General features: G+C 42.5%; 18 protein-coding genes and 1 other RNA gene. 14 read left to right on the top strand and 5 right to left on the bottom strand.

Annotation, left to right across the window (positions count from 1 at the left end):
* The first annotated feature begins 134 nt into the window (after nt 1-134).
* From V7K40_RS29630 to ssrA, 6 genes are all read left to right on the top strand, one after another.
* Complete coding sequence (locus V7K40_RS29630; protein ID WP_334966142.1) at nt 135-707, top strand: F0F1 ATP synthase subunit B; 573 nt, start codon at nt 135-137, stop codon at nt 705-707.
* Nucleotides 704-1,258, top strand: coding sequence for an ATP synthase F1 subunit delta (gene atpH, locus V7K40_RS29635; RefSeq protein WP_334966144.1), 555 nt, complete (start codon nt 704-706; stop codon nt 1,256-1,258). Before V7K40_RS29630 ends, atpH begins: the two co-directional genes overlap by 4 nt.
* Before the next feature lie 177 nt (nt 1,259-1,435).
* Nucleotides 1,436-2,956, top strand: a complete 1,521-nt coding sequence (gene atpA / locus V7K40_RS29640) for a F0F1 ATP synthase subunit alpha (protein ID WP_334966146.1) — start codon at nt 1,436-1,438, stop codon at nt 2,954-2,956.
* Nucleotides 2,957-3,048: 92 nt separating this feature from the next.
* Nucleotides 3,049-3,996 (top strand): F0F1 ATP synthase subunit gamma, encoded by a 948-nt coding sequence (locus V7K40_RS29645; protein ID WP_334966148.1) that lies wholly within the window; start codon nt 3,049-3,051, stop codon nt 3,994-3,996.
* Nucleotides 3,997-4,101: 105 nt separating this feature from the next.
* Nucleotides 4,102-4,866 carry a class I SAM-dependent methyltransferase gene (locus V7K40_RS29650; RefSeq protein WP_334966150.1) on the top strand — a complete coding sequence of 255 codons (765 nt, stop codon included), beginning with the start codon at nt 4,102-4,104 and terminating at the stop codon, nt 4,864-4,866.
* A 67-nt stretch (nt 4,867-4,933) separates the two neighbouring features.
* Nucleotides 4,934-5,323: a transfer-messenger RNA gene (ssrA, locus tag V7K40_RS29655) on the top strand.
* A 450-nt stretch (nt 5,324-5,773) separates the two neighbouring features.
* Here ssrA and V7K40_RS29660 read toward each other — a convergent pair.
* A complete protein-coding gene (locus V7K40_RS29660; RefSeq protein WP_334966152.1) occupies nt 5,774-6,229 on the bottom strand; it encodes a helix-turn-helix domain-containing protein in 456 nt (151 codons plus the stop codon).
* 1,192 nt (nt 6,230-7,421) lie between these two features.
* Here V7K40_RS29660 and V7K40_RS29665 point away from each other — a divergent pair.
* A complete protein-coding gene (locus V7K40_RS29665) occupies nt 7,422-9,140 on the top strand; it encodes a diflavin flavoprotein (protein ID WP_334966154.1) in 1,719 nt (572 codons plus the stop codon).
* Nucleotides 9,141-9,378: 238 nt separating this feature from the next.
* The gene (locus V7K40_RS29670) at nt 9,379-11,091 is read left to right on the top strand and encodes a diflavin flavoprotein (RefSeq protein WP_334966183.1); all 1,713 of its coding nucleotides are present in this window, start codon (nt 9,379-9,381) and stop codon (nt 11,089-11,091) included.
* Nucleotides 11,092-11,411: 320 nt separating this feature from the next.
* Here V7K40_RS29670 and V7K40_RS29675 read toward each other — a convergent pair whose 3' ends face one another.
* Nucleotides 11,412-11,882 (bottom strand): cupin domain-containing protein, encoded by a 471-nt coding sequence (locus V7K40_RS29675; protein WP_334966156.1) that lies wholly within the window; start codon nt 11,880-11,882, stop codon nt 11,412-11,414.
* Nucleotides 11,883-12,502: 620 nt separating this feature from the next.
* Between V7K40_RS29675 and V7K40_RS29680 the strand changes: the two genes are divergently transcribed.
* Nucleotides 12,503-12,682, top strand: a complete 180-nt coding sequence (locus V7K40_RS29680) for a hypothetical protein (RefSeq protein ID WP_273762300.1) — start codon at nt 12,503-12,505, stop codon at nt 12,680-12,682.
* Between the two features lie 19 nt (nt 12,683-12,701).
* On the opposite strand, the gene V7K40_RS29685 is transcribed toward V7K40_RS29680, so the two are convergent.
* On the bottom strand, nt 12,702-13,994 hold the full coding sequence (locus V7K40_RS29685; protein ID WP_334966158.1) for a dicarboxylate/amino acid:cation symporter: 1,293 nt from the start codon (nt 13,992-13,994) through the stop codon (nt 12,702-12,704).
* 193 nt (nt 13,995-14,187) lie between these two features.
* Here V7K40_RS29685 and V7K40_RS29690 point away from each other — a divergent pair, with 193 nt between their 5' ends.
* The 5 genes from V7K40_RS29690 to ftsH3 all read left to right on the top strand — a co-directional run bounded on the left by V7K40_RS29690 (nt 14,188) and on the right by ftsH3 (nt 21,271).
* On the top strand, nt 14,188-16,818 hold the full coding sequence (locus V7K40_RS29690; protein ID WP_334966160.1) for a DNA polymerase III subunit alpha: 2,631 nt from the start codon (nt 14,188-14,190) through the stop codon (nt 16,816-16,818).
* Between the two features lie 342 nt (nt 16,819-17,160).
* A complete protein-coding gene (locus tag V7K40_RS29695; RefSeq protein ID WP_334966162.1) occupies nt 17,161-17,946 on the top strand; it encodes a hypothetical protein in 786 nt (261 codons plus the stop codon).
* A gap of 114 nt (nt 17,947-18,060) precedes the next feature.
* A complete protein-coding gene (locus tag V7K40_RS29700) occupies nt 18,061-18,480 on the top strand; it encodes a GNAT family N-acetyltransferase (protein ID WP_334966164.1) in 420 nt (139 codons plus the stop codon).
* Nucleotides 18,481-18,497: 17 nt separating this feature from the next.
* On the top strand, nt 18,498-19,295 hold the full coding sequence (locus V7K40_RS29705; protein WP_334966166.1) for an aminotransferase class IV: 798 nt from the start codon (nt 18,498-18,500) through the stop codon (nt 19,293-19,295).
* A gap of 134 nt (nt 19,296-19,429) precedes the next feature.
* Nucleotides 19,430-21,271: an ATP-dependent zinc metalloprotease FtsH3 gene (ftsH3, locus tag V7K40_RS29710; RefSeq protein WP_334966168.1), complete on the top strand. Its 1,842-nt coding sequence runs from the start codon at nt 19,430-19,432 to the stop codon at nt 21,269-21,271.
* Between the two features lie 777 nt (nt 21,272-22,048).
* Here the strand turns inward: ftsH3 and V7K40_RS29715 are convergent.
* Together V7K40_RS29715 and V7K40_RS29720 are read right to left on the bottom strand one after the other, a co-directional pair.
* On the bottom strand, nt 22,049-22,267 hold the full coding sequence (locus V7K40_RS29715) for a hypothetical protein (RefSeq protein WP_334966170.1): 219 nt from the start codon (nt 22,265-22,267) through the stop codon (nt 22,049-22,051).
* Nucleotides 22,268-22,664: 397 nt separating this feature from the next.
* Nucleotides 22,665-23,846, bottom strand: coding sequence for a low temperature requirement protein A (locus tag V7K40_RS29720; protein ID WP_334966172.1), 1,182 nt, complete (start codon nt 23,844-23,846; stop codon nt 22,665-22,667).
* Between the last annotated feature and the right edge of the window lie 108 nt (nt 23,847-23,954).

Raw genomic sequence — 23,954 nt, forward strand, 5'->3', positions numbered from 1 at the left:
CTTAATTTCCCTACGGGGAAAAGATACTTAATTTCCCTACGGGGAAAAGATACTTAATTTCCCTACGGGGAAAAGATACTTAATTTCCCTACGGGAAAATACAACGTATTAGCAAGCGAGCAGCGCACTTGTAAATGGGTATCATGGGGACATTGTTATTACTTGCCGCAGAAGCGAACGCTGTTCACTCTGAATTGGCAGAAGGCGCAGCAGAAGGTGGTTTCGGTCTAAACGTAGACATTTTTGAAACCAATCTGATCAATCTAGCGATTCTAGTTGGCATACTATTCTACTTCGGACGTAAAGTTTTAAGCAATATCCTGAACGAGCGACAATCCAATATTGCCACCGCAATTCAGGAAGCAGAAGGGCGCTTAAAACAGGCTTCAACTGCCCTTTCCCAAGCGCAGGAACAGTTGAAGCAATCTCAGGCAGAGGCACAACGCATCCGCCAATCTGCCACAGAAAACGCCCAAAAGGCGAAAGAAGACTTGTTGGCGAAGGCAGTGCAAGACGTAGAACGCTTGAAACAAACAGCAGCAGCAGATTTAAACACTGAAACCGAGCGAGCGATCGCTCAACTGCGGCAACGGGTAGCTACTCTAGCATTGCAAAAAGTCGAATCGCAACTCAAAGGCGGGATTGCCGACGATGCTCAACAAGGTTTAATTGACCGCAGCATCGCACAACTGGGAGGCAATGTATGACAAGCAAAGTAGCAACAACTGAAGTAGCCCAGCCCTACGCACAGGCACTTTTGTCAATAGCGCAATCGAAAAATTTGACAGAAGAGTTCGGGGAAGATGCGCGGACTTTCCTGGGTTTGCTCAGGGCAGACAAACAGCTACAAAACTTCTTCAGCAACCCGTTTATTCAGTCTGAGAACAAAAAATCTCTGATCAAACAAATATTCGGTGAAGGCGCTAACCCCTACTTACGCAATTTTTTGCTAATCTTAGTAGACAAACGCCGCATTGCATTCTTGGAATCGATTTTTGAACAGTATCTGGCGCTGTTGCGGCAGCTGAATCAAACCGTATTAGCGGAAGTGATTTCAGCCGTTCCCCTCACAGAAGCTCAACAGCAGGCAATTACAGAAAAGGTGATTGCTATAACTAATGCTCGCCAGGTAGAAATAGAAACCAAGGTAGACAGTGAGTTAATTGGTGGTGTAATCATTAAAGTAGGTTCGCAGGTAATTGATGCCAGTATTCGGGGTCAATTGCGCCGCCTTTCATTGCGCTTAACTAATAGCTAGAAAGTTAGGAGTAGAGACGCGATTAATCGCGTCTGTACAGGGGTTAGGAGTTAGGCTCCGGTTAGGAGTTAAGTAAACAGTAATTTATTTTGACTTTTAACTTTTAACCTTTGCTTTTTTAACTCATCACTTCCAACTATTGAATTTTTCCGTCTCGAAAGCAAAAAAGATAGACACATGAGCATATCAATTAGACCTGACGAAATTAGCAGCATAATCCAACAACAAATCGAGCAATACGATCAAGAGGTCAAAGTTGCTAACGTTGGTACTGTTCTACAAGTTGGTGACGGTATTGCCCGGATCTATGGTCTCGAAAAGGCTATGGCTGGGGAACTCTTAGAATTTGAAGACGGTACAGTTGGCATCGCCCAGAACTTGGAAGAAGACAATGTGGGTGCGGTGCTTATGGGTGAAGGGATAGAAATTCAAGAAGGTAGCTCTGTAACTGCGACTGGTAGAATTGCCCAGGTGCCTGTAGGAGAAGCCTTAATTGGACGAGTTGTAGACGCCTTGGGTCGTCCCATTGATGGTAAGGGAGACATCAAATCCTCAGAAAGCCGTTTGATTGAATCTCCAGCACCCGGTATCATTGCTCGTCGGTCTGTACACGAACCCATGCAAACGGGGATCACAGCTATTGACTCAATGATTCCCATCGGTCGCGGTCAGCGCGAATTGATTATTGGTGACCGGCAAACGGGCAAAACTGCGATCGCGATCGACACAATCATCAACCAAAAAGAAGAAGATGTAATTTGTGTCTACGTTGCGATCGGTCAAAAGGCTTCCACAGTTGCTAACGTGGTGCAGACATTGCAAGAAAAAGGCGCAATGGATTACACCGTCGTCGTCGCCGCTAGCGCCAGTGAACCAGCAACCCTGCAATACTTAGCTCCCTACACAGGCGCAACCATCGCTGAGTACTTCATGTACAAGGGTAAAGCTACCCTAGTTATTTACGATGACCTCTCCAAGCAAGCTCAAGCTTATCGCCAAATGTCCCTGTTGTTGCGTCGTCCACCCGGACGCGAAGCTTACCCTGGAGATGTATTCTACATCCACTCCCGCTTATTAGAAAGAGCAGCAAAGCTAAGTGACGAATTAGGTAAAGGCAGTATGACCGCCCTACCAATCATCGAAACTCAAGCTGGTGACGTTTCAGCATACATTCCCACAAACGTAATTTCCATTACCGATGGTCAGATATTCCTGTCTTCTGACCTGTTTAACGCTGGTATCCGTCCCGCTGTGAACCCTGGTATTTCCGTATCCCGCGTAGGTTCGGCGGCGCAAACCAAGGCAATGAAAAAAGTTGCCGGTAAAATTAAATTGGAACTGGCGCAATTTGACGACCTGCAAGCGTTCGCTCAATTTGCTTCCGACTTAGATAAAGCTACTCAAGACCAGTTGGCACGGGGTCAACGGTTGCGCGAACTCCTCAAGCAGCCACAAAATTCGCCACTATCAGTATACGAGCAAGTAGCAATTTTGTATGCTGGTATCAACGGTTACCTAGATGATGTACCTGTAGATAAAGTCACCAGTTTTACCCAAGGTCTGCGTGAATACTTAAAGACTGGTAAACCGCAGTATGTGCAAGGAGTACAAGGCTCTAAAGCACTAGGTGATGCAGAAGAAGTTGCCTTGAAGGAAGCACTCACCGAATACAAGAAGACCTTCAAAGCTACAGCATAGCAATTTTGGATTTTGGATTTTGGATTTCGGATTAAATCTAAAATCCGAAACCCCAAATCTAAAATCTAAAATCTAAAATCTAAAATCGAATTATGGCCAATCTAAAAGCAATACGCGATCGCATTCAGTCGGTCAAAAACACCAAAAAAATCACAGAAGCCATGCGCCTGGTAGCTGCGGCTAGAGTACGTCGGGCGCAAGAACAAGTGCTAGCGACTCGCCCCTTTGCCGATCGCTTGGCACAAGTATTGTATGGTTTGCAAAGCCGTCTACGATTTGAAGAAGCAAACCTACCACTGCTGAAAAAACGGGAAGTTAAGTCAGTTGGGCTGTTGGTAATTTCAGGCGATCGCGGTCTATGCGGCGGCTACAATAATAACGTTATCCGTCGTGCAGAAAACCGCGCCAAAGAAATCAAGGCAGAAGGTTTAGACTATCAATTTGTGCTCGTCGGACGCAAAGCTACACAGTACTTTCAACGCCGCAATCAGCCCATTGATGCTACTTACGGTGGCTTAGAGCAAATCCCCACCGCTGCAGAAGCCAATCAGATTGCCGATCAACTACTTTCCTTATTTCTATCGGAAAAAGTAGACCGCATCGAATTAATTTATACCAGATTCCTTTCCTTGGTTAGCTCCCGTCCCGTGGTGCAAACCCTACTTCCGCTTGATACTCAAGGCTTAGAAGCAGCCGATGACGAAATCTTCCGCTTGACAACCCGTGGCGGTAAATTTGAAGTAGAACGGGAGAAAGTGACTAACCAAGTCCGCGCGTTGGCTCCTGACATGATTTTTGAGCAAGATCCAGTGCAGATTCTCGATTCTCTGTTGCCCCTGTATCTGAGTAACCAGCTATTGCGGGCGCTGCAAGAATCAGCGGCTAGTGAACTAGCAGCGCGGATGACAGCCATGAGTAATGCCAGTGAAAATGCGGGTGAACTGATTAACACCCTCACCCTGTCTTACAACAAAGCCCGACAAGCTGCAATTACCCAAGAACTCCTTGAAGTTGTTGGTGGTGCTGAAGCACTAACTTAGGGTATAGCTAATTATTTATTTGTAGTGCGTTGTAATATATAGTCAATTGCTAATTATTTTAAGATTAGCAATTGGCTATTTTTAGTGTTTGGGACTTTTAACTAGATGACATTGACGGTATATGGGCCCTTATGTACTGAGGTTTATGAAATAACTAAGCCCATTGGTCAAGATTACCCAGATATTCCATACTACATCAAACATCTTTCATCAATTGGTGGCAGAATTTTGGAGGCGATGGTGGGGACGGGACGACTACTTATTCCACTGCTAGAAGCTGGTATCAATGTTGAGGGTATTAATAGTTCACCAAATATGCTTGCTGCTTCTAGCAAACACTGTGCTGACAGGAATTTAAATCCTGTTGTGCATCAAGGTTGTGTAGAAAATCTTGACATTCCTGGTAAATTTAGTGCAATTGCAGTTTCCTTTGGCTCGTTCATGCTGCTAGAAAAGCGAACTGCTGCTGTGGCTACATTGCAAGCTTTTGCTCGACATCTGGAACCACAAGGGCAAATCTTTATTGATTTAGAGTTGCCTATCGAAGATTTTAAAACAGAAAATATTGTTAAGCAGCGCTCGTCAATCAAGTGCCCTGACGGATCAACAATCCTTTTACAATCCACATCTTGGATAGACTGGCTAAATCAACTGAATACGACTGTGATTCGCTACGAGAAGTGGAAAGAGGGCAAACTTGTTGCTACAGAGTTACAAAATCTTTCCCTACATTGGTTTGGACGCGACGAATTTATTATGTGTTTACGGGAAAACGGCTACAAAGACATTACCGTATCCGCTAACTATACTGATGGTCTAGAGCCAAATTCATATAATGACACCCTGTGTTTCTCAGCAGTACTGGCGTGAACTAAAAAGTCTTTGCCTAATAACACATTTTTAAAACTGCGTATTATAATTGAAATATGAAGCGCATGGGTCCGTCACGGTTTCGACAGGTTGGCGAACGCTGCTCTGTGATTCAGGTCGAGAGTGAGTCTCCTCTCGGAAATTAAAGGCTCAAACAAAAAGTAAATGCGAATAACATCGTTAACTTTGCTCGTAAGCCTGCTCTAGTAGCAGCCTAAACACCTCTTATAGGTTCGAGCGTCTTTAGTTTGACTCCGTTAAGGACTGAAGACCAAACCCCAACGGATGCTTTAGCAAGCGTTCTCTGGTTGGCTTGCTGGCTAAGATTAAATCAGAGCATCCTACGTTCGGGATAATGAACGATTCCCGCCTTGAGGGTCAGAAAGGCTAAACCTGTGAATGAGCGGGGGGTCAATACCCAATTTGGACAGCAGTTCGACTCTGCTCGGATCCACTAAGAATAAATAACAAGTCCACCAAACACTTTAATGTTTAGGTGGATTTTGTTTTATCAGTTATTTTTATTCAGCTAATTATTCCAGGACTATTTCGTTCTAGACATCAACCGCCCAGAACTAAAGTCCGTTTTAACGGACTATAACCTCTTCTCAGTCGTCTTTAGACCAATACGCTTGGGTTAAAGCCAAAACACCTAACCTGCGTAGGTTGGGGAGCTACTGCGCCCTTACGGTTTCCCGACTTAAAGCAAGTGGCGTTTGAGGAACGAAACCCAACATTTTTCATGGTTTGTTGGGTTTCACTACTCTGCCTTAAGCCGCCTCCGGCATCTACGTTCAACGCAACCTACAAATATCCTTAACCTAAGCGTATGGGTCTAAAGACTACTTTCGCTATTAGACTGGTGAATTCATTCTGAGGCGGGCTAGATGAAAATGAAATAGCCCTGCTAATTATTCTGTTCCTGGGCTTGTTTGCGTGCGCTTCCAAACCTCTTTCCCCTTTTTTTAAGTACCCGTCGTAATCGGTCTGCACTCAAGCTTACTTGACGCTCAGATGCCAGTTTTTTTGCCAGTTGTTTAGAGTTATAAGTCTGTGGCTCTTGAGCTAAACAATTTTCTAGATAAACCAAGTCTGATTCCGAATATCGAGGTTTTCCCCCTCGACCAGGAGCATCCCACAGACCTGCTAAACCCATCTTTTCCCAGCGATGAAGGGTTTGACGTACTGTTGAAATCGCCCAGTTCAAGCCTTTAGCAATTTGCTCATTTTTTAAGCCGCGAGTATTCAGCAGTAAAACTTGAGCACGATCCTTGGTACGTTGAGGAACATCTTTGGCTTTTCTCAACTCTTCTAAAGTCAGCTTTTCTTCGTCAGTTAGAAAGACTTTTAATCGGCATCCCATAAACGATAACCTTTCACATAATCAATTTTTGGCATTGTATATGTCTATTCACACCTCTATATTTACTCCGACATGTATTTAATAATACATTTATAAACTTAACAAGAAGTATTAAGTACACCGAAGTTTAGACTTATGGCTGTTAGAGGCGAAGTATTAGTTTGAGAACATTATTAAAGTTTGTAATTTATCATCGGTAATGAATTTTCGTAAAAAGTTAGGCAGACAAAAAACGACGCCCTTAGTTTGTATGGGTATATAGATTAGATAGCCAGACGCTGTAGCTTATGGCTATGATGAAAATAATTTGTTGGCGTTGTCTTGATTAATGCCTAAGGTCGATAATAAAAAACTGTATCATTAAAATTATTAAATTCTTCGTATTGTTACGGTCATTCATCGAAACTTTAAAAATGATTTTTACGCTACTTTATACTTGAATGAGCAGAAAAAGATATATAGGCTCAGTTCTTTTTATTCAAATCGACTCAGAAACTTTGCATTCATTATCTCCAAAAAGACATCTATTTTTTCGACTTTACAGAAAATTTATATTTTACGTAACAAGATTCTTGCTTGGGAGAAAAATATATTTATACCCATTGAGAAAAATAGTGTTAACAGCTTATTTGATGCGTATTGAAAAGGTGTAAAAAATTTGTCTTACTTTTCCTACTTTTCCTACTTTTCCTACCTTTCCTACTTAGTTATAAGAGAGGACTTTAAAAAACTAACTTTTTCTATTTGACATCTAAATCTATTCTCTTAAGACATCAATTTTACAATCGCCCAATATTTTGCGCCACAATTACAGAGTCTCTTTGTAAATCCTGGTATATCCTTAGCACTCATCCGTCATTCTTAAAAAGAAAGGTTAGCATAACAATCCTGGATGTGTGATATTTTTTTAGGTTTGATTTTTTTAAGTTTTTCTTGTCAAAGAATATGATGAATATGATATTTTTGAATTAGGATAAATTCAGATAAGCTGGCAAAATTAAATACTCAGTGAATCAGCAGAAATAAATTAATATTTAGTAGATTTTGGGAGTAATAATTTTTGCCAAAAAACAGCAATAATTGATACAAGTTAAAATTTAAAAAAATTGATATTTATTACAACTTAAACAAAAAATAATAGAGACAATGGGGGCAGAAGAAAAACCTGTTAATTTGCGCTCGGAGACGAATAATGGTAGCGATCGCACAGAACGTTCAACATCGCCTAACTATACAAACTGTAGAAATTGCCCCTAATACAACGGCGATTCGCTCTCTTGATTGGGATCGCGATCGCTTCGATATCGAATTCGGATTGCAAAACGGTACAACCTATAATTCATATCTAATTAGGGGTGAACAAACAGTTTTGATTGATACTTCTCACCAGAAGTTTCGTCAGCTATATTTAGAGACTCTAAAAGGTCTTGTTAACCCCAAAACAATTGATTATATAATTGTCAGTCACACTGAGCCAGACCATAGCGGCTTAGTAGAAGATGTCCTCCAATTAGCTCCTAGAGCTACCGTTTTAGCCTCAAAAGTTGCGCTTCAGTTTTTGGAAGGCTTAGTACACGATCCATTTAGTAAGCGGGTTGTGAAAACTGGTGATCGCATAGATATCGGCAAAGGACACGAAATCGAATTCGTGAGTGCGCCTAACTTGCACTGGCCGGATACAATCTTTAGCTTTGACCGAAAAACCCAAACCCTTTACACCTGTGATGCTTTTGGGATGCACTTTTGTGACGATCGCACCTTCGACGAAGATTTAGAAGCGATCGAAGCTGACTTTAGATTTTACTACGACTGCTTGATGGGCCCTAACGCTCGTTCTTTAGTGAATGCCATGAAGCGGATGGGTGAACTAGGGAAGATTAATATTATCGCCAACGGTCACGGGCCATTATTACACCACCATCTAGATGTTCTAACCGGGTGTTACGAAAATTGGAGCCAAAAACAAGCTAAAGCAGAAACAACAGTTGGCATGTTTTTTGTCTCAGATTACGGATATAGTGAGCGCCTTGGTCATGCAATTGCCGAAGGTATACTGAAAACTGGGGTTGGGGTAGAAGTACTGGATCTAAGTACTGCCCAGAGCCAAGAAATCCAGGAACTAGCCGGGAGAGCAGCTAGCATCATTATTGGTATGCCCCCGACTACAAGCGCCGCCGCCCAAGCTAGTATCAGTTCATTGCTAGCTGTCGCCAAGAACAAGCAAATGGTTGGGCTGTTTGAATGTTACGGTGGGGATGATGAACCCATTGATACACTCCGCAGAAAATTTCTCGACTCTGGCATCAAAGAAGCCTTCCCAGCTATTCGGATTAGAGAGGTTCCTACCGCATCAACATTCCAGTTGTGTGAAGAAGCGGGTAAAGACTTGGGACAATTGCTGGTGCGCGATCGCAACATCAAGCAAATCAAGTCTCTCGACGTCGACATGGAAAAGGCGCTGGGTCGGATTAGTAGTGGACTATATATAGTCACCACGAAAAAAGAAAATGTGTCAAGTGCAATGCTGGCATCCTGGGTAACGCAAGCGAGTTTGCAACCCTTAGGATTCACAATTGCCGTTGCTAAAGACCGCGCCATCGATTCCTTAATGCAAGTAGGCGATCGCTTCGTCCTCAACGTTTTGGAAGAAGGCAATTATCAAGAATTGAAAAAGCACTTTCTCAAGCGCTTGCATCCCGGTGCTGACCGCTTTGCTGGGGTGAAAACTCAAACCGCGAAAAACGGCTCTCCGATTCTAACTGATGCTCTGGCGTACATGGAATGTGAAATACAGACCAGCATGGAATGCAGCGACCACTGGATTTTATACTGCACTGTCGAAGAAGGTCGTGTCTCTAAAAACGATGGACTGACAGCGGTTCGCCATCGAAAAGTAGGTAATTACTACTAAAGATTGGGCATGGGGCATGGGGTATAGGTTATTTGTCCTTATTCCCAATGCCCAATTCCCAATACAACTCTTCGAGAAACTGCGCCCTAAGCGTAGCTATGCCGCAGGCTTTACGACATCGGCTCCATCGAGCGTACCCCTACGGGGAAGCAAGCTACGCGTAGCGTCTCGTAGAGAAGTCGAGATGCTCAGTACAAGTGCCCAATTCCCTCTTGTTCCCCAACTTTACCCAACAGCTATGACCAATTCCAAGCCACGCGACGTACAAGTTCTACCAATTGCTACAAATACTAAGGCGATCAGAGCACGTAGTTGGTCACGTCTGCGGTTTGAAATTGAATACGCACTTGAAAGAGGTACTACTTCCAATTGCTATTTAATTGAAGCTGATAAAACCGCACTTATTGATCCACCCCCAGAAAGCTTTACCGAAATTTATTTAGAGGCATTGCGCCAGACTTTAGATTTGCAACGTTTGGATTATATAATCCTGGGTCATTTTAATCCCAATCGAGTTGCAACCCTGAAAGCAATTTTACAACTGGCGCCTCAGGTAACTTTTGTCTGTTCTCTTCCCGGTGCGAACAATTTGCGTGCTGCTTTTCTAGACCACGATTTGAAAGTCTTGGTGATGCGGGGGAAAGAAACTCTGGATTTGGGCAAGGGTCATGTTTTAAAATTCTTCCCCACTCCTAGTCCGCGTTGGCCGGAAGAACTTTGTACCTATGACCAGCAAACCCAAATTCTCTACACAGATAAGTTATTTGCAACTCATCTGTGTGGTGATGAAGTGTTTGATGATAACTGGGAAGCGCTCAAAGAAGACCAGCGTTACTACTTTAACTGCCTGATGGCTCCCCAAGCTCCTCATGTGCAATCAGCCTTGGAGAAAATATCAGATTTGCAGGTGAGAATGTATGCTGTGGGTCACGGGCCTTTGGTACGCACCGGCTTAATCGAACTCACCAAAGCTTATGGAGAGTGGAGCCGTGCTCACAATGATCGCGAGATTTCTGTTGCCCTACTTTATGCTTCAGCTTACGGGAATACGGCGACTTTAGCACAGGCGATCGCTCTGGGACTGACTAAAGGTGGAGTCGCAGTCAAATCGATTAACTGTGAATTTGCCACCCCTGATGAAGTTCGCATCAATCTAGCACAGTCAGACGGTTTTATTATCGGTTCTCCTACCATTGGTGGTCATGCGCCAACTCCTATTCATACTGCTTTAGGGATTGTGCTATCGAGCGGTGACAATAGCAAACTCGCTGGGGTATTTGGTTCCTATGGCTGGAGTGGCGAAGCATTTGACTTAATTGAAGGTAAACTTCGGGATGCTGGATATCGCTTTGGCTTTGACACCCTGAAGGTCAAGTTTAAACCTGATGATGTCACTCTCAAGTTCTGTGAAGAACTAGGCACAGACTTTGCCCAAGCACTGAAAAAGGCTAAAAAGGTACGCGTACCACAACAAGCCGCTACTCCAGTGGAACAGGCTGTCGGTCGGATCGTTGGTTCCGTTTGCGTGGTTACAGCGAAACTTGGAGAAGTGTCTACCGCAATGTTAGGCGCTTGGGTTTCTCAAGCCACCTTCAACCCACCTGGACTAACTGTTGCGATCGCCAAAGACCGAGCGATCGAATCTTTGATGTATCCAGGTGGTAAGTTTGCCTTAAATATTCTACCTGAAGGCAATCATCAAGACTACATGAAACATTTCCGTAAATCTTTTGCGCCTGGGGAAGATAGATTTTCCAACTTTAGTACAGCAGTTGCAGATAACGGTTGTACCATCCTCACTGATGCATCAGCATATTTGGAATGCTCAGTCAATCAACGTCTCGAATGTGGCGATCATTGGGTTGTCTATGCAACTGTGGATGAAGGTAAATTACTCAAGCCCGATGCTGTTACTGCCATCAACCATCGTAAAACAGGCACTCATTATTAGATAATGAGAAATTTAACCTAATGAAACCGCCTTAGCTTGAATATAGCCAAGGCGTTTTATCACAAAAATTCTCTTTTTTATTGTGGGATGGGCTAGATGCCCATCCCAGTTTTTTTGTCGATATGTAGAGTCCGCCCAAGTAAATTTTAATTATCTCCGAGGTTATCTATCTTTAGACAGATGCTCGAGGTTTTTAAGTTTCAGATTATACACAATAAGCTTTGAGATTACAAAATCATCGCTATCAATGGTAGAGACTTGTTAGTACAAGTCACCGCCAAAAAAGGTCGGAAATAGAGTCAGATATTTTTTGTAACGTGTCACTGTAAATTTTCTACTGGCTCTTGGTCAAATCGACGCATCAACTTTAGCAAGGCTTCCCGGTCTGGTTTCTGTCCATCCTGAAGTAGGGAAGCCAAGTCCTCAAAATACTTTTCGCGTTCCCCACCTGGAGAGAACATAATCAGTAACTTTGCAGGTTTTGTTCCACGGTTAGCAAATGTGTGTGGCGTATTGCGAGGAACAAGTACAAATGCTCCTGGTTGACCTTGGACAATCCGCTCTCCAGCTTGGATTTCGACTTCTCCCTCCAGAACATAAAACATTTCCTCCATCTGACGGTGAAGGTGTAGTTGTGGTGTAGTTCCTCCTGGTTGTATTAAGTATTCAAATAAACCTAAATGACCATGAGTATCAGCACCAACTGCTTTAAATATTACCTCTGTATTACTTATGGTTAAGTGATTACCTTCTGCTGGTGCTAATATAATCTCTTTAACAGGTAAAGTCATAATAATTAACGTTTCTCCCTAGATGCCGCAGGTAAGCCAAGAGATTAATGGTATTTTATTATTCATGACACTATCAGTCTCAAAAATCATAGTACAAGATATTAACCAAGTAAGAGATAGTGGCTGGGATATGCGATCACAGCTTAATTTGGGCACCTTTTTTACGCTGACCTGTACTTAGGCTGCTTTGTCAGTAATGCAGGGGACATCAACGACGACGGCTTCGAGTGTACGCCCCTAGCAAGGTTATCTGTAGCATAAATTTTGTGAAATGGTATGACTTTTCATCGGATGTGGAATCAGAAAAATGGTGCGTGCAATTTCAGTATTAAAGCGGAAATAACATAAATTCACTTGCTGAAATTCCGCAATTGCCACCAAGACAATTGTAGAAACGCAGTGTAGCCTTTAACTAGAAAAATAGTCTCAGGGAGTTGCTAGACAAAATGCCAACTAGTAGTTTGCCAAACCAAAATTGCTGGGTTTAGGCTGGGGAAAGGGGAAAGGTTAAAGGAAAAGGGGCTAAAAACCTTTTCCCTTTTCCTCTTACCCTTTAAAGAGCCAAGTTCCATTGGCGAACTACTAGTGCCACTAAACTTTTATAATATTTTGTTGTTCTTATGACTCCAAAACACACCAAAATTAAATTTCCCCTTTGGCAGTATCTGAACCAGCCTTTATTTAGTCACGATCCTAAATTAGTATTGAATCCCCATCGCTTTGCATTCATCTGGCGTCTTCGACTTCTAGAACGCTGCTGGACTAAAGAATGTGATGCCAAAGGGCCTCAACAGCATTAGATGCTTAAAAAGCCGTAAACTAAGCCTCGTCTACAGAACGAGGCTTTTTGCCGTCAAGTAAAGTACTGACAGTCATATCTCCCATGACATTAATCGCGGTGCGGCAGCGATCCAGAAACCAGTCTACAGTAACTAGCAAAGCGATGTACTGGGTAGGTAAGCCTACAGAAGTGAACACTAGTGTCATCGTTACCAGTCCAGCATTGGGAATATTTGCCGCACCTACGGATGCAAAAATCGAGGTAAGGATGACAATTAACTGCTGTCCCAGACTCAGATGTTGTCCAATTAGTTGGGAAATATATAACGCAGACATTGCTTCATAGAGAGCAGTGCCATCATTATTGAAATTTGCCCCGACTAATGCCCCCAAAGCAGCAGAAGATTCCCTTAAACCGACTTTTGTTTGCAAAACCTCAAAGGTTACGGGCATTGCTGCCGCAGAGGAAGAAGTTGAGAAAGCTGTCAAAAAGGCATCAGAACCGCCAGCTAGGAATTTTAACGGATGTACCCAAGAACCAAATTTTACTCTGGTGAGGTAGTAGCACGCCTGTAATACTAGTGCTAACAGCACCGCCACGATGAATGCACCCAAAGATTTAAACGGTGCAAAGCCCTGCATAGCAATAGTTTTAGCTACAATCCCAAAGACTGCGAACGGCACTAAGGCAATTACCCAGTTGAGGATACGGACTACCGCTTCAAATAGAATCCCGATGACATCCTCAATTGGCTGGTATCCGTTCTTGCCTTGAGTGATTTGTTCAGATTTTAATCCTCGCAGGACGATGCCAAAACTCAGGGCAATCACAATCAGTTGGATGACGTTATTATCAACTAACGGCTTGAGAACAGCTTCCGGTACAGCATCTTTGAGTATTCCCCAAGGGTCAAGACTCTGAGGAGTTATTTCTGTACTTGTTGAGGTGGTTACATTGCCCCAAGTTCCTGGATGCAGCACATTCGCCACCAAAAGTCCCACTAAAATAGCTACGGTAGTGTTAGTTAAAAGTAGCACTGCCAGGCGCCGTCCGGCTGTACCGGGGATATTCGTAGTCATTAAGGTATGCAGCACCGCTACCAGAATCAGAGGCGTAGCTAGGGCGCGGAGAGCCTTTAACACCAATTCCGCCGGAATTGCTAAATTATTGATTAAAGTGGCATTGCTGGAATTGGGATTCCCCGCCCCAAGGGCAATTCCGACGCTGACTGCCACTACTAGGGCAATGAGAATTTGCAATGTGAGAGGGATACGCTGCCACCAAGGGCTAGCTTTGGTTTCAGACGAAATAGTACTCTCTGTTTGACTCATTAGTTAGATGCTGATTAACTGCTGTAACTATTAAAACAACACTTATGATAGTGACAATTTCGGAAAAAGAACAGCTTGAATTTTGGTTAAAAACTGTTAATCTAAGATTCCGTTGCTTTGCAAAATCTAGCTCGAAAGGGTATACCACAAGGTAGGCCCCTAGAGATATCTTGGCTTGTGGTTGGAGATGCTTATGTCCTTTGTCCCTTTACATATTCACAGTGACTACAGTCTGCTCGATGGGGCAAGTCAGCTACCAGAGTTGGTGGATCAAGCGATCGCACTGGGGATGAAAGCGATCGCCCTTACTGATCATGGCGTCATGTATGGGGCCATTGAACTGATCAAAATCTGCCGTAGTCAAAATATTAAGCCGATTATCGGCAATGAAATGTATATAATTAATGGCGATATTGAAAAACAAGAACGCCGTCCGAAATATCATCAAGTCGTTTTAGCTAAAAATACCAAAGGTTACAAAAATTTAGTCAAATTAACCACAATTTCTCACCTCAAAGGTGTTCAAGGCAAAGGAATTTTTTCTCGTCCTTGTATTAATAAAGATTTACTAAAAGAATATCATGAAGGGTTGATTGTCACCAGTGCTTGTTTGGGTGGAGAAATTCCCCAAGCAATTCTTAGTAATAGACCAGATGCAGCCAGAAAAATTGCTCAGTGGTATAAAGATGTATTTGGTGATGATTATTATCTAGAAATTCAAGACCACGGCTCACAGGAAGACCGGATTGTTAATGTTGAAATAGTCAAAATTGCGCGGGAACTAGGGATTAAATTTGTTGCTACCAATGATTCTCATTTTATTTCTTGTTTTGACGTTGAAGCCCACGATGCTTTGCTATGTATTCAGACTGGCAAGCTAATTATTGAAGATAAGCGGATGCGTTATAGTGGCACAGAGTACCTCAAATCTGGTGAGGAGATGCAGCAGCTATTTCGTGACCATTTGCCAGATGATGTGATTGCAGAAGCGATCGCCACTACAGAAGAAGTCGCTGATAAAGTCGAGCCTTACTATATTATGGGTGAGCCTCAGATCCCTACACCCCCGATTCCCTCTGGTCATACTGCTGACACTTACGCCGAAGATGTTGCATGGAACGGACTTTTAGAACGGTTAAATCGGAAATCACGCAATGAGGTTGATTCCGTCTATAAAGAAAGATTGGAATACGAACTAAAAATGATTCAGCAGATGGGTTTTTCCAAATACTTTTTAGTTGTATGGGATTACATCAAATTTGCTAGAGATAATAACATTCCTGTGGGGCCCGGTCGGGGTTCGGCGGCTGGTTCATTAGTTGCCTATGCGATGCGAATTACCAACATTGACCCTGTGCATCATGGGCTACTATTTGAGCGTTTTTTGAACCCAGAACGGAAATCCATGCCTGATATTGATACGGATTTCTGTATTGAACAAAGAGATAAAGTTATTGAATATGTAACTGATAAATATGGTGCAGATAAAGTTGCCCAAATTATTACCTTTAACCGCCTAACTTCTAAAGCAGTTTTGAAAGATGTCGCCAGAGTGTTGAATATTCCCTACGGGGAAGCTGACAAAATGGCGAAATTAATTCCTGTAGTGCGGGGAAAACCAACGAAACTCAAGGTGATGATTTCTAATGAAACCCCAGAACCACAGTTTAAAGATAAATATGATAAAGAACCGCATATTCGCCATTGGCTTGATATGGCGATGCGAATTGAAGGAACTAACAAAACTTTTGGTGTTCATGCAGCAGGTGTGGTAATTTCTGCCGATCCACTTGATGAAATTGTCCCGCTACAGAAGAATAATGATGGTTCCGTGATTACCCAGTATTTCATGGAAGACCTGGAATCAATGGGTTTGTTGAAAATGGATTTTCTGGGTTTACGGAACCTGACGCTAATTCAAAATACCCTTGATTTAATTCAAGAAACTAAAGGATATCGTGTTGATCCTGATGAAATCACCCACCAAGAGAGAAAAGCCCAAAAGATATTAGCTAAAGGTGAACATACCACACTGCCAAAAGATGTGCAAAAAACTTATGAACTATTAGAAGCAGGTGAGTTAGAAGGGATATTTCAATTAGAATCTTCTGGAATGCGTCAGATTGTGCGAGATTTGAAACCTTCTAATATAGAAGATATTTCTTCAATTTTGGCACTTTATCGACCGGGCCCATTAGATGCGGGATTGATTCCTAAATTTATCAACCGCAAACACGGGCGAGAAAATATTGATTATCAACACACCATTCTGGAACCAATATTAGATGAAACTTATGGAATTATGGTCTATCAAGAGCAAATCATGAAAATTGCTCAGGATATGGCTGGATATTCCTTAGGACAAGCTGACTTGCTGCGTCGGGCGATGGGTAAAAAGAAAGTTTCTGAAATGCAAAAGCAGCGAGAAAAATTCGTGGATGGTGCAGCTAAAAATGGTGTTCAGAAAAAAGTTGCGGATGAATTATTTGAGCAAATGTTGAAGTTTGCTGAATATTGTTTAAGCTATGACACGGAAATATTGACAGTAGAATATGGATTAATGCCGATTGGAGAAATTGTAGAAAAACTCATTGAATGTACTGTGTACAGCGTTGATAATAATGGAAATATTTACACACAACCTATAGCACAGTGGCACGATCGCGGACAACAAGAGGTGTTTGAATATTGCTTGGAAGATGGTTCAGTGATTCGGGCAACAAAAGACCATAAATTTATGACTGTTGATGGTCAAATGTTGCCAATTGATCAAATATTTGAACGGGAATTGGATTTGATGCGGATAGGGGGTTTACCGGAATAAGAGCAAGGAGAGCAGGGTAAGAATCACAAATGACAAACAACAAATTAAGCTGGTTGATGACAAACAGCTTCTATGCGATATCCGTCAGGATCAATCATAAAAGCGGCATAATAATTGGGGTGGTAATGAGAACGCAATTCAGGCTTGCCATCGTCCTTAGCTTTGAAAGCGATCACTTGTTGATAAAAAGCATCCACCGCAGGACGATTATCAGCCGCAAATGCCAGATGAAAGGCCTTGGATACTCTCCGGTGTAAGCGACTGTAACTATATAGCTGAGTAATTTTCCAAGAAGTATATTATATACAATGAGTTGCTTCTGCCTGGGAAGACAAGAAAAATATGTTGTTGTCGCGTAAAGTCATTGCTACACCTTTTGTAATTTGTGTGTGTATTTTAGGAGTTGGCTTGATTCAATTCCCCCAATTACAAAAACTGATAAATAGCAAACAATCTGCCTCTTTAGAAACTCTAGAGAAAGAAATAAAATCAGAAAATCTCCGTCTGAATTTCCTTAAAAAAATGCCTACTTTTGGTTATAATAATTTCATTGCAGATTTGGTATATATCAATTTTTTACAATATTTTGGAGATGATCAAGTTCGGGATAAAACAGGTTATAGTTTAAGTCCCGAATATTTTGAAGTCATTCTAGAACGTGACCCGCGATTTTTAGAAGCGTATCGCAGTCTTTCGATCAGTACTTCATTGTATGCTGCTATGCCAGAACGTGCGATCGCACTATCAGAGAAAGGCTTAAAATCACTATCTCCCTTCGTTCCTGAAAAGTCTTATTACGTGTGGCGTAACAAAGGAATTGATGAGTTATTATTTTTAGGCAATGCTCAAGCTGCCCAAAAGTCTTTTGCAACAGCGGCAAACTGGGCTAGTAACTTTTCAGATGCAGAGAGTCAGTTTATAGCTAATACTTCCCAAAAAACTGCGGAATTTTTGAGTCGAAACCCTAACAGTAAATATGCTCAAATTTCTACCTGGTCAATGGTTTTAAATAATCAAGTTGATGAAAAAACTCGAAAACGAGTAATTAGGGAAATCGAAAAGTTAGGAGGAAAAGTAATTATAACTCCTGAAGGTACTCATAAAATTTTATTTCCCCCAAAGGATTAAATTATTATTCATAGCATTTTCATACAAGATAAAGAAACTTTTGCAAAATTGTGATCTTCTCGATAACTTGAGAAAATCATATAAGTACGCATCATATTTTCAGGAAGAATACTGATGTCAATTCAATTAGGAGAATCGGACTTTCAAATATTAAAGTGTTTTCCTGTTATGTCCCAGTTGCGTCCTCACCTTGAGCAGGCTAAGTTTGTAGAACAAGTTCGATATCAAATGAAAGAAGGATATCAACTTGTATTCTTGGAAGTAGAGCAGCAAGCTGTGGCAGTGGCTGGATTTCGCATTTATACTTGTTTAGCATCAGGAAAGTTTTTATATATTGATGACTTAGTTGTTGATGAGTTAAAACGGTCACAAAGTTATGGTAAACAGTTATTTCAGTGGCTAATTGAATATGCAATAAATCATGGCTGTGAACACCTGAGTCTTGATTCTGGTGTTCAGCGATTTGCCGCTCACAGGTTTTATCTCATGCAGCGCATGAGCATTACAAGTCATCACTTTGGAATAGAGTTGTAGCGAGAAGCAATCTGGTTGTGAAAAATGATGTTTTTTGGTATAGCGGCAAATTAATTGAGTCCCGAATTTTAGAGTTAGACATTAATGATCCGGGTTTACTTTATGGTGCGACTGTTTTTACAACGTTGCGGGTTTATCAGAACTCGCTAGATAGTAATTTAACTAATTGGCAAGCACACTGCGATCGCCTACTTTTCTCAGTACAATCTTTTGGTTGGCAGCAACCAGACTGGAGGCGTGTGCGTCAAGGTGCCCAAATTCTCCTCGTCCACTTCCCCGTTCTCAGAATTACCCTTTTTCCCGATGGACGGGAATGGATAACTGGCAGATTCTTACCAGAGGATTTGAGAGAAAAACAAAAAACTGGCGTTGTATGCGCCGTTGCTAGTTCTGAATTTTATCGCTCTCTCCCCTCTCATAAAACCGGAAACTATTTGAGTGCTTGGCTGGCAAAAACTAGCTTAGATGCTCAAGAAGCAATATTAGTCGATGCCCAAGGAAATTGGCTAGAAACCAGCACAGGCAACCTTTGGGGATGGTACGATCGCAGTTGGTGGACGCCGCCAAAGGAGGCAGGAATTTTGCCAGGAATTATGCGATCGCAACTTGTAAACTGGTTGCAAAACCACCAGCAGCCGATGCGAGAGGAACCTTGGACGGTGGAGTTAGTCCAGAGATTTAAAGCGATCGCCTACACTAATAGTGTGGTAGAAATTATTCCCATTCATACCGTTAATCAGCACACAGGGTCGCTACAATATGATCCCTACCATTCTAGTTTTCTGCAAATAAGGGAGCTTTTTGTAGCATCATAGCCACGCCACTTTGTTACACTTAAGATAAGTTAACATAATTCTTAATAATGACCTCTCCAAACAGAGACGCTAGGCGATGGCGCAAAGCGCCCACTGAGAGCTAACGCACGAAAAATACCGGAGGATAGACCTTAGTGAATAAAAGATGGAGAAATGCAGGGCTGTATGCGCTGCTGTTTATTGTCGTCATTGCGCTGGGAACAGCATTTTTTGACAAACAACCTCAAAGCAGAGAGACATGGCGATATAGCCGATTTATTCAAGAAGTTCAACAAGGCAGAGTAGAAAAAGTCAGTTTGAGTGCAGATCGCTCTACAGCACTGGTTACAGCCAAATATGACGGAAATAAACGCATTGTGACCTTAGTCAACGATCCAGACCTGATCAATACTCTGACTTCAAAAGGTGTTGATATTTCTGTTTTGCCCCAAAGCGATGAAGGATTTTGGTTTAAGGCACTAAGCAGCTTATTTTTTCCTGTATTGCTTTTGGTTGGCTTATTCTTCTTGCTACGTCGCGCTCAAAGTGGCCCAGGTAGCCAAGCGATGAACTTTGGCAAATCTAAAGCCAGAGTCCAAATGGAACCACAAACTCAGGTGACATTTGGCGATGTTGCTGGTATTGACCAAGCCAAGTTGGAATTAAACGAAGTCGTAGACTTTCTGAAAAACGCCGATCGCTTTACCGCAGTTGGTGCAAAAATTCCTAAAGGTGTGCTGTTAGTTGGCCCTCCTGGTACAGGTAAAACCCTCTTAGCTCGTGCTGTAGCAGGTGAAGCAGGTGTACCCTTCTTCTCGATCTCCGGTTCGGAATTTGTCGAAATGTTCGTAGGTGTGGGTGCATCCCGCGTCCGCGATTTATTTGAACAAGCTAAGACCAATGCTCCCTGTATCGTCTTCATTGATGAAATTGACGCCGTAGGTCGTCAGCGGGGTGCAGGTTTAGGTGGTGGTAACGATGAGCGGGAACAAACCCTCAACCAGTTGCTCACGGAAATGGACGGCTTTGAAGGCAACACAGGCATCATCATTATTGCCGCTACCAACCGTCCTGATGTCTTAGATGCAGCATTGTTACGTCCTGGTCGCTTTGACCGTCAAGTTGTGGTAGACCGTCCCGACTATGCCGGACGCAGCGAAATCTTGAAGGTTCACGCCCGTGGCAAAACCTTGGCGAAAGATGTGGACTTGGATAAAATTGCGCGTCGTACCCCCGGATTTACTGGCGCAGATTTATCCAACCTGCTGAATGAAGCCGCAATTCTGGCAGCACGCCGGAATTTGACTGAAATTTCGATGGATGAAATCAACGACGCCATTGATCGCGTATTAGCTGGGCCAGAGAAGAAAGACCGGGTAATGAGCGAAAAGCGCAAAACCTTGGTGGCATATCACGAAGCTGGTCACGCCTTAGTTGGTGCTTTAATGCCAGACTACGATCCTGTGCAGAAAATTAGCATTATCCCTCGCGGTCGCGCAGGTGGTTTAACTTGGTTTACCCCCAGCGAAGACCGGATGGACACTGGTTTGTACAGCCGCGCTTATCTGGAAAATCAGATGGCTGTGGCTTTGGGTGGTCGAATTGCTGAAGAATTAATCTTTGGTGAAGAAGAAGTGACCACTGGTGCTTCCAACGACTTGCAACAAGTAGCACGAGTTGCGCGTCAGATGATTACCAGATTTGGGATGAGCGATCGCTTAGGCCCAGTTGCCCTTGGTCGTCAGCAAGGTAACATGTTCCTCGGACGGGATATTATGTCAGAGCGTGATTTTTCTGAAGAAACCGCTGCTGCTATTGATGAAGAAGTTCGCAAACTTGTGGATGTAGCCTATACACGCGCTAAAGAAGTGTTGGTGCGTAACCGCCACATTTTAGATCACATAGCGCAAATGTTGGTTGATAAAGAAACGGTAGACGCTGAAGAATTGCAAGAAATTCTATCGAATAACGATGTAACAACCGCTGCGTTTGCCTAATTTAACGAGCAGTTAAGAGTTAAGAACAACTCCTAACTTCTAACTTTTAAAATTCGGGGTAATTCTGGGATTTTCTAGAGTTACCCTAATTTTTTTAATTCCTTGTCAAAAGCCCGGCCTTGATGGCCGGGCTTTTAATCCGAAATGGGGTTATATTCCCCGAAGGTTAGTTATAGAGTTTCAGTATAAATCCGTAGTCTGATAGAGACTACCACCTGAGCATAACTAATTCCGGAAAATTAGAAAAATTTTTCTAGATACACCCAAATAAAAGAACTTATAACTCAAAGGCATTTGTTGAGTTTGACTACCCTGCCTTAAGCCGCCTCTGGCGTCTACATTCAACCCAACCTACAATTATCCTTAACTGAACTGTATTGAGCTATAACTTTGACTTACAGCTATTTTCAGGTAAATAGACCACGCGGTAGGGGCGCAAGGCGTTGCGCCCCTACGACAAATGTGGTTCAAATAGATGAAAACTGCTGTAAAAAAGAAAAAAATAGAATTTAGTGATCATAATTAGATTAAAAATTTACATACGTATCCTCTGTTGCCGTTTTTCATAACTATCAACTTGGATTATTTAGTGAAAACTAGAAATCAGGGTAATTCTGAGATTTTACAGAATTACCCCGATTGTTCTGAATGCAAAAGCATCGATACATTCTGTGGCGCACCCCTTATAGCGCTCAAAAGTGTTCTCCTTTAGATAACTTTCTGAATCTTGATATAACTAGCGTGAAAAGTGACTCGACACTTAACCAGTCGCCAATCTTAAACTCTGGATGTCGGTTTTAAAAATAGCCACGCCACAAAGAACGTAGCTGCTGTGAATAGTTGCGTTAAATCCAAAGCAGATAGATAGCCATCTGCAAATGAAGCAATACTGCGATCGGTAATGCCAAATACCCAGGATGACAGTCCAAACAGCCAAATCCCATTCTTGAGATTTCCGACGAATTCTTTAGAGTTTGATGGTTTTTGGTCGTTCATGAGCTTCTGTTGCGTTGGTAAGAAATTTAGTGATTGATGTGAAATACCTGGCATTGGGAATTTTTCTGACTCCTGACGCTGAATTTACACTTATCTATTAATAATATTAATAAATATTTCAGTCACTTGACTTAATTAACCAAAGGTGCATCTGCTAATCTTGACATTCCCCCTTTGCTTCTGTCACCTCCGAGAGACGGCAATGCGTTGTGTTCTCAGCTTTACAGCATCGCGTTTGAATGCTAAGATTACATTATCTTTAAATAACTATATAAATATTCATTAATTGTTAATTAAAAAATACTCTATAGGATAGATGCGTTTAAAATAAGACCTCATATTTAAATTATGTGCATACGTCGTAGTGGCGCACAGCTGTGCGCCACTACGCAATGATCTAGATTTCTGGGTCAACCAAGCGGGTAGTAGGACGACTCTGATGCAAGTCTTGAACTACTTGCCCAGCAGAAACTACAGCGACAAGGGCAATGATCGCAACAGGTAACAAACCTTTGCCTAAGATAGCGATCGCTAGCAGCACAATAGCACCTCCAAGTCGATACTGGGAACGAATTTTGCAATAACGAATCACCCCAAATCTGTGGAGAATGCTGACAGCTAGAGAGCATAATGCTACTGAACCACAGATGAGCCATCGCTGGGAATCGGGTAGTGCTAAAGTTGGCTTACTCAACAAGATTTGTTCTACACCAACTCCAGCAGCAGCAATCCCAATCACTAGCGGTAAATGGGTGTAGAGCCAAAGATTGACAACACCAACTCTTCCATGTGTCCGCGCTATCTGAATGGGTGTGCCACCCAGGTTGTCAAAATAGACCCACCACCAGCTAAAAGCGATAATTAAACCAAACACGCCAGAAATCACGGTTAAAGTATCCCATTTTTGCTCAGAAACACCATTGACTACTGCAATCACTGCTTCGCCCAAGACAATAATGGTAAATAACCCGAAACGTTCCGGTAAGTGCGAGGCGTGGGGAAGTAACCCGATCTGAAACTTGCGTGCTATTAGGGGTGTAGTAAAGTCAATAATGATTCCCAGTGCCCAAAGTCCAAATCGCCAAGTAATAGGTACAAATGCTGATATTAACCAAAGTAAGGCTGCGATCGCAAAACCAATAGCGTAGCGAGTGGTCAAAGGACGTGCAAAAGGGATATGTCTTCCAGCCCGGACGTACTCTATTACCAGCACAGCCCGACCGAGAGCATAGGAAATGGCAAAACCAGGAGAACTCTCACCCAAACCGTGGTGGATATTAATCGCCATTGCTGCTGCTGTCAGCATTTGTATACCAATCAGTAGCCGATGTCCCACATCATCGCTGTCAAAGCGGTTGGCGTAGAATGTAGTGCCAATCCATGACCACCAAACTGGTATAAATAAAACTATAAACCCAAATAATCCTAATGGAGAGATATCCTCGTTGAGATTGTGGGCGAGTTGAGAAACTGCAACTACAAAAACCAAATCATAAAACAGTTCTAGCCAAGTGGCGCGTCGTTCTTCTTGAGTGTCTTCACCAATGCGTAACCTTGGCGGTTGGAGAAAATTTGCCATAGTGCTAATTGCGAATAGCTAATTGTTTTTTACCATTAGCTGTAAGCAATTGGCTATCTATAGGACTCAGCCAGCGCGATCGCATGACTCCTATTTCCAAAATTGGAA

The organism is Nostoc sp., assembly GCF_036917195.1.
In the GTDB taxonomy this organism is placed as follows: domain Bacteria; phylum Cyanobacteriota; class Cyanobacteriia; order Cyanobacteriales; family Nostocaceae; genus Nostoc.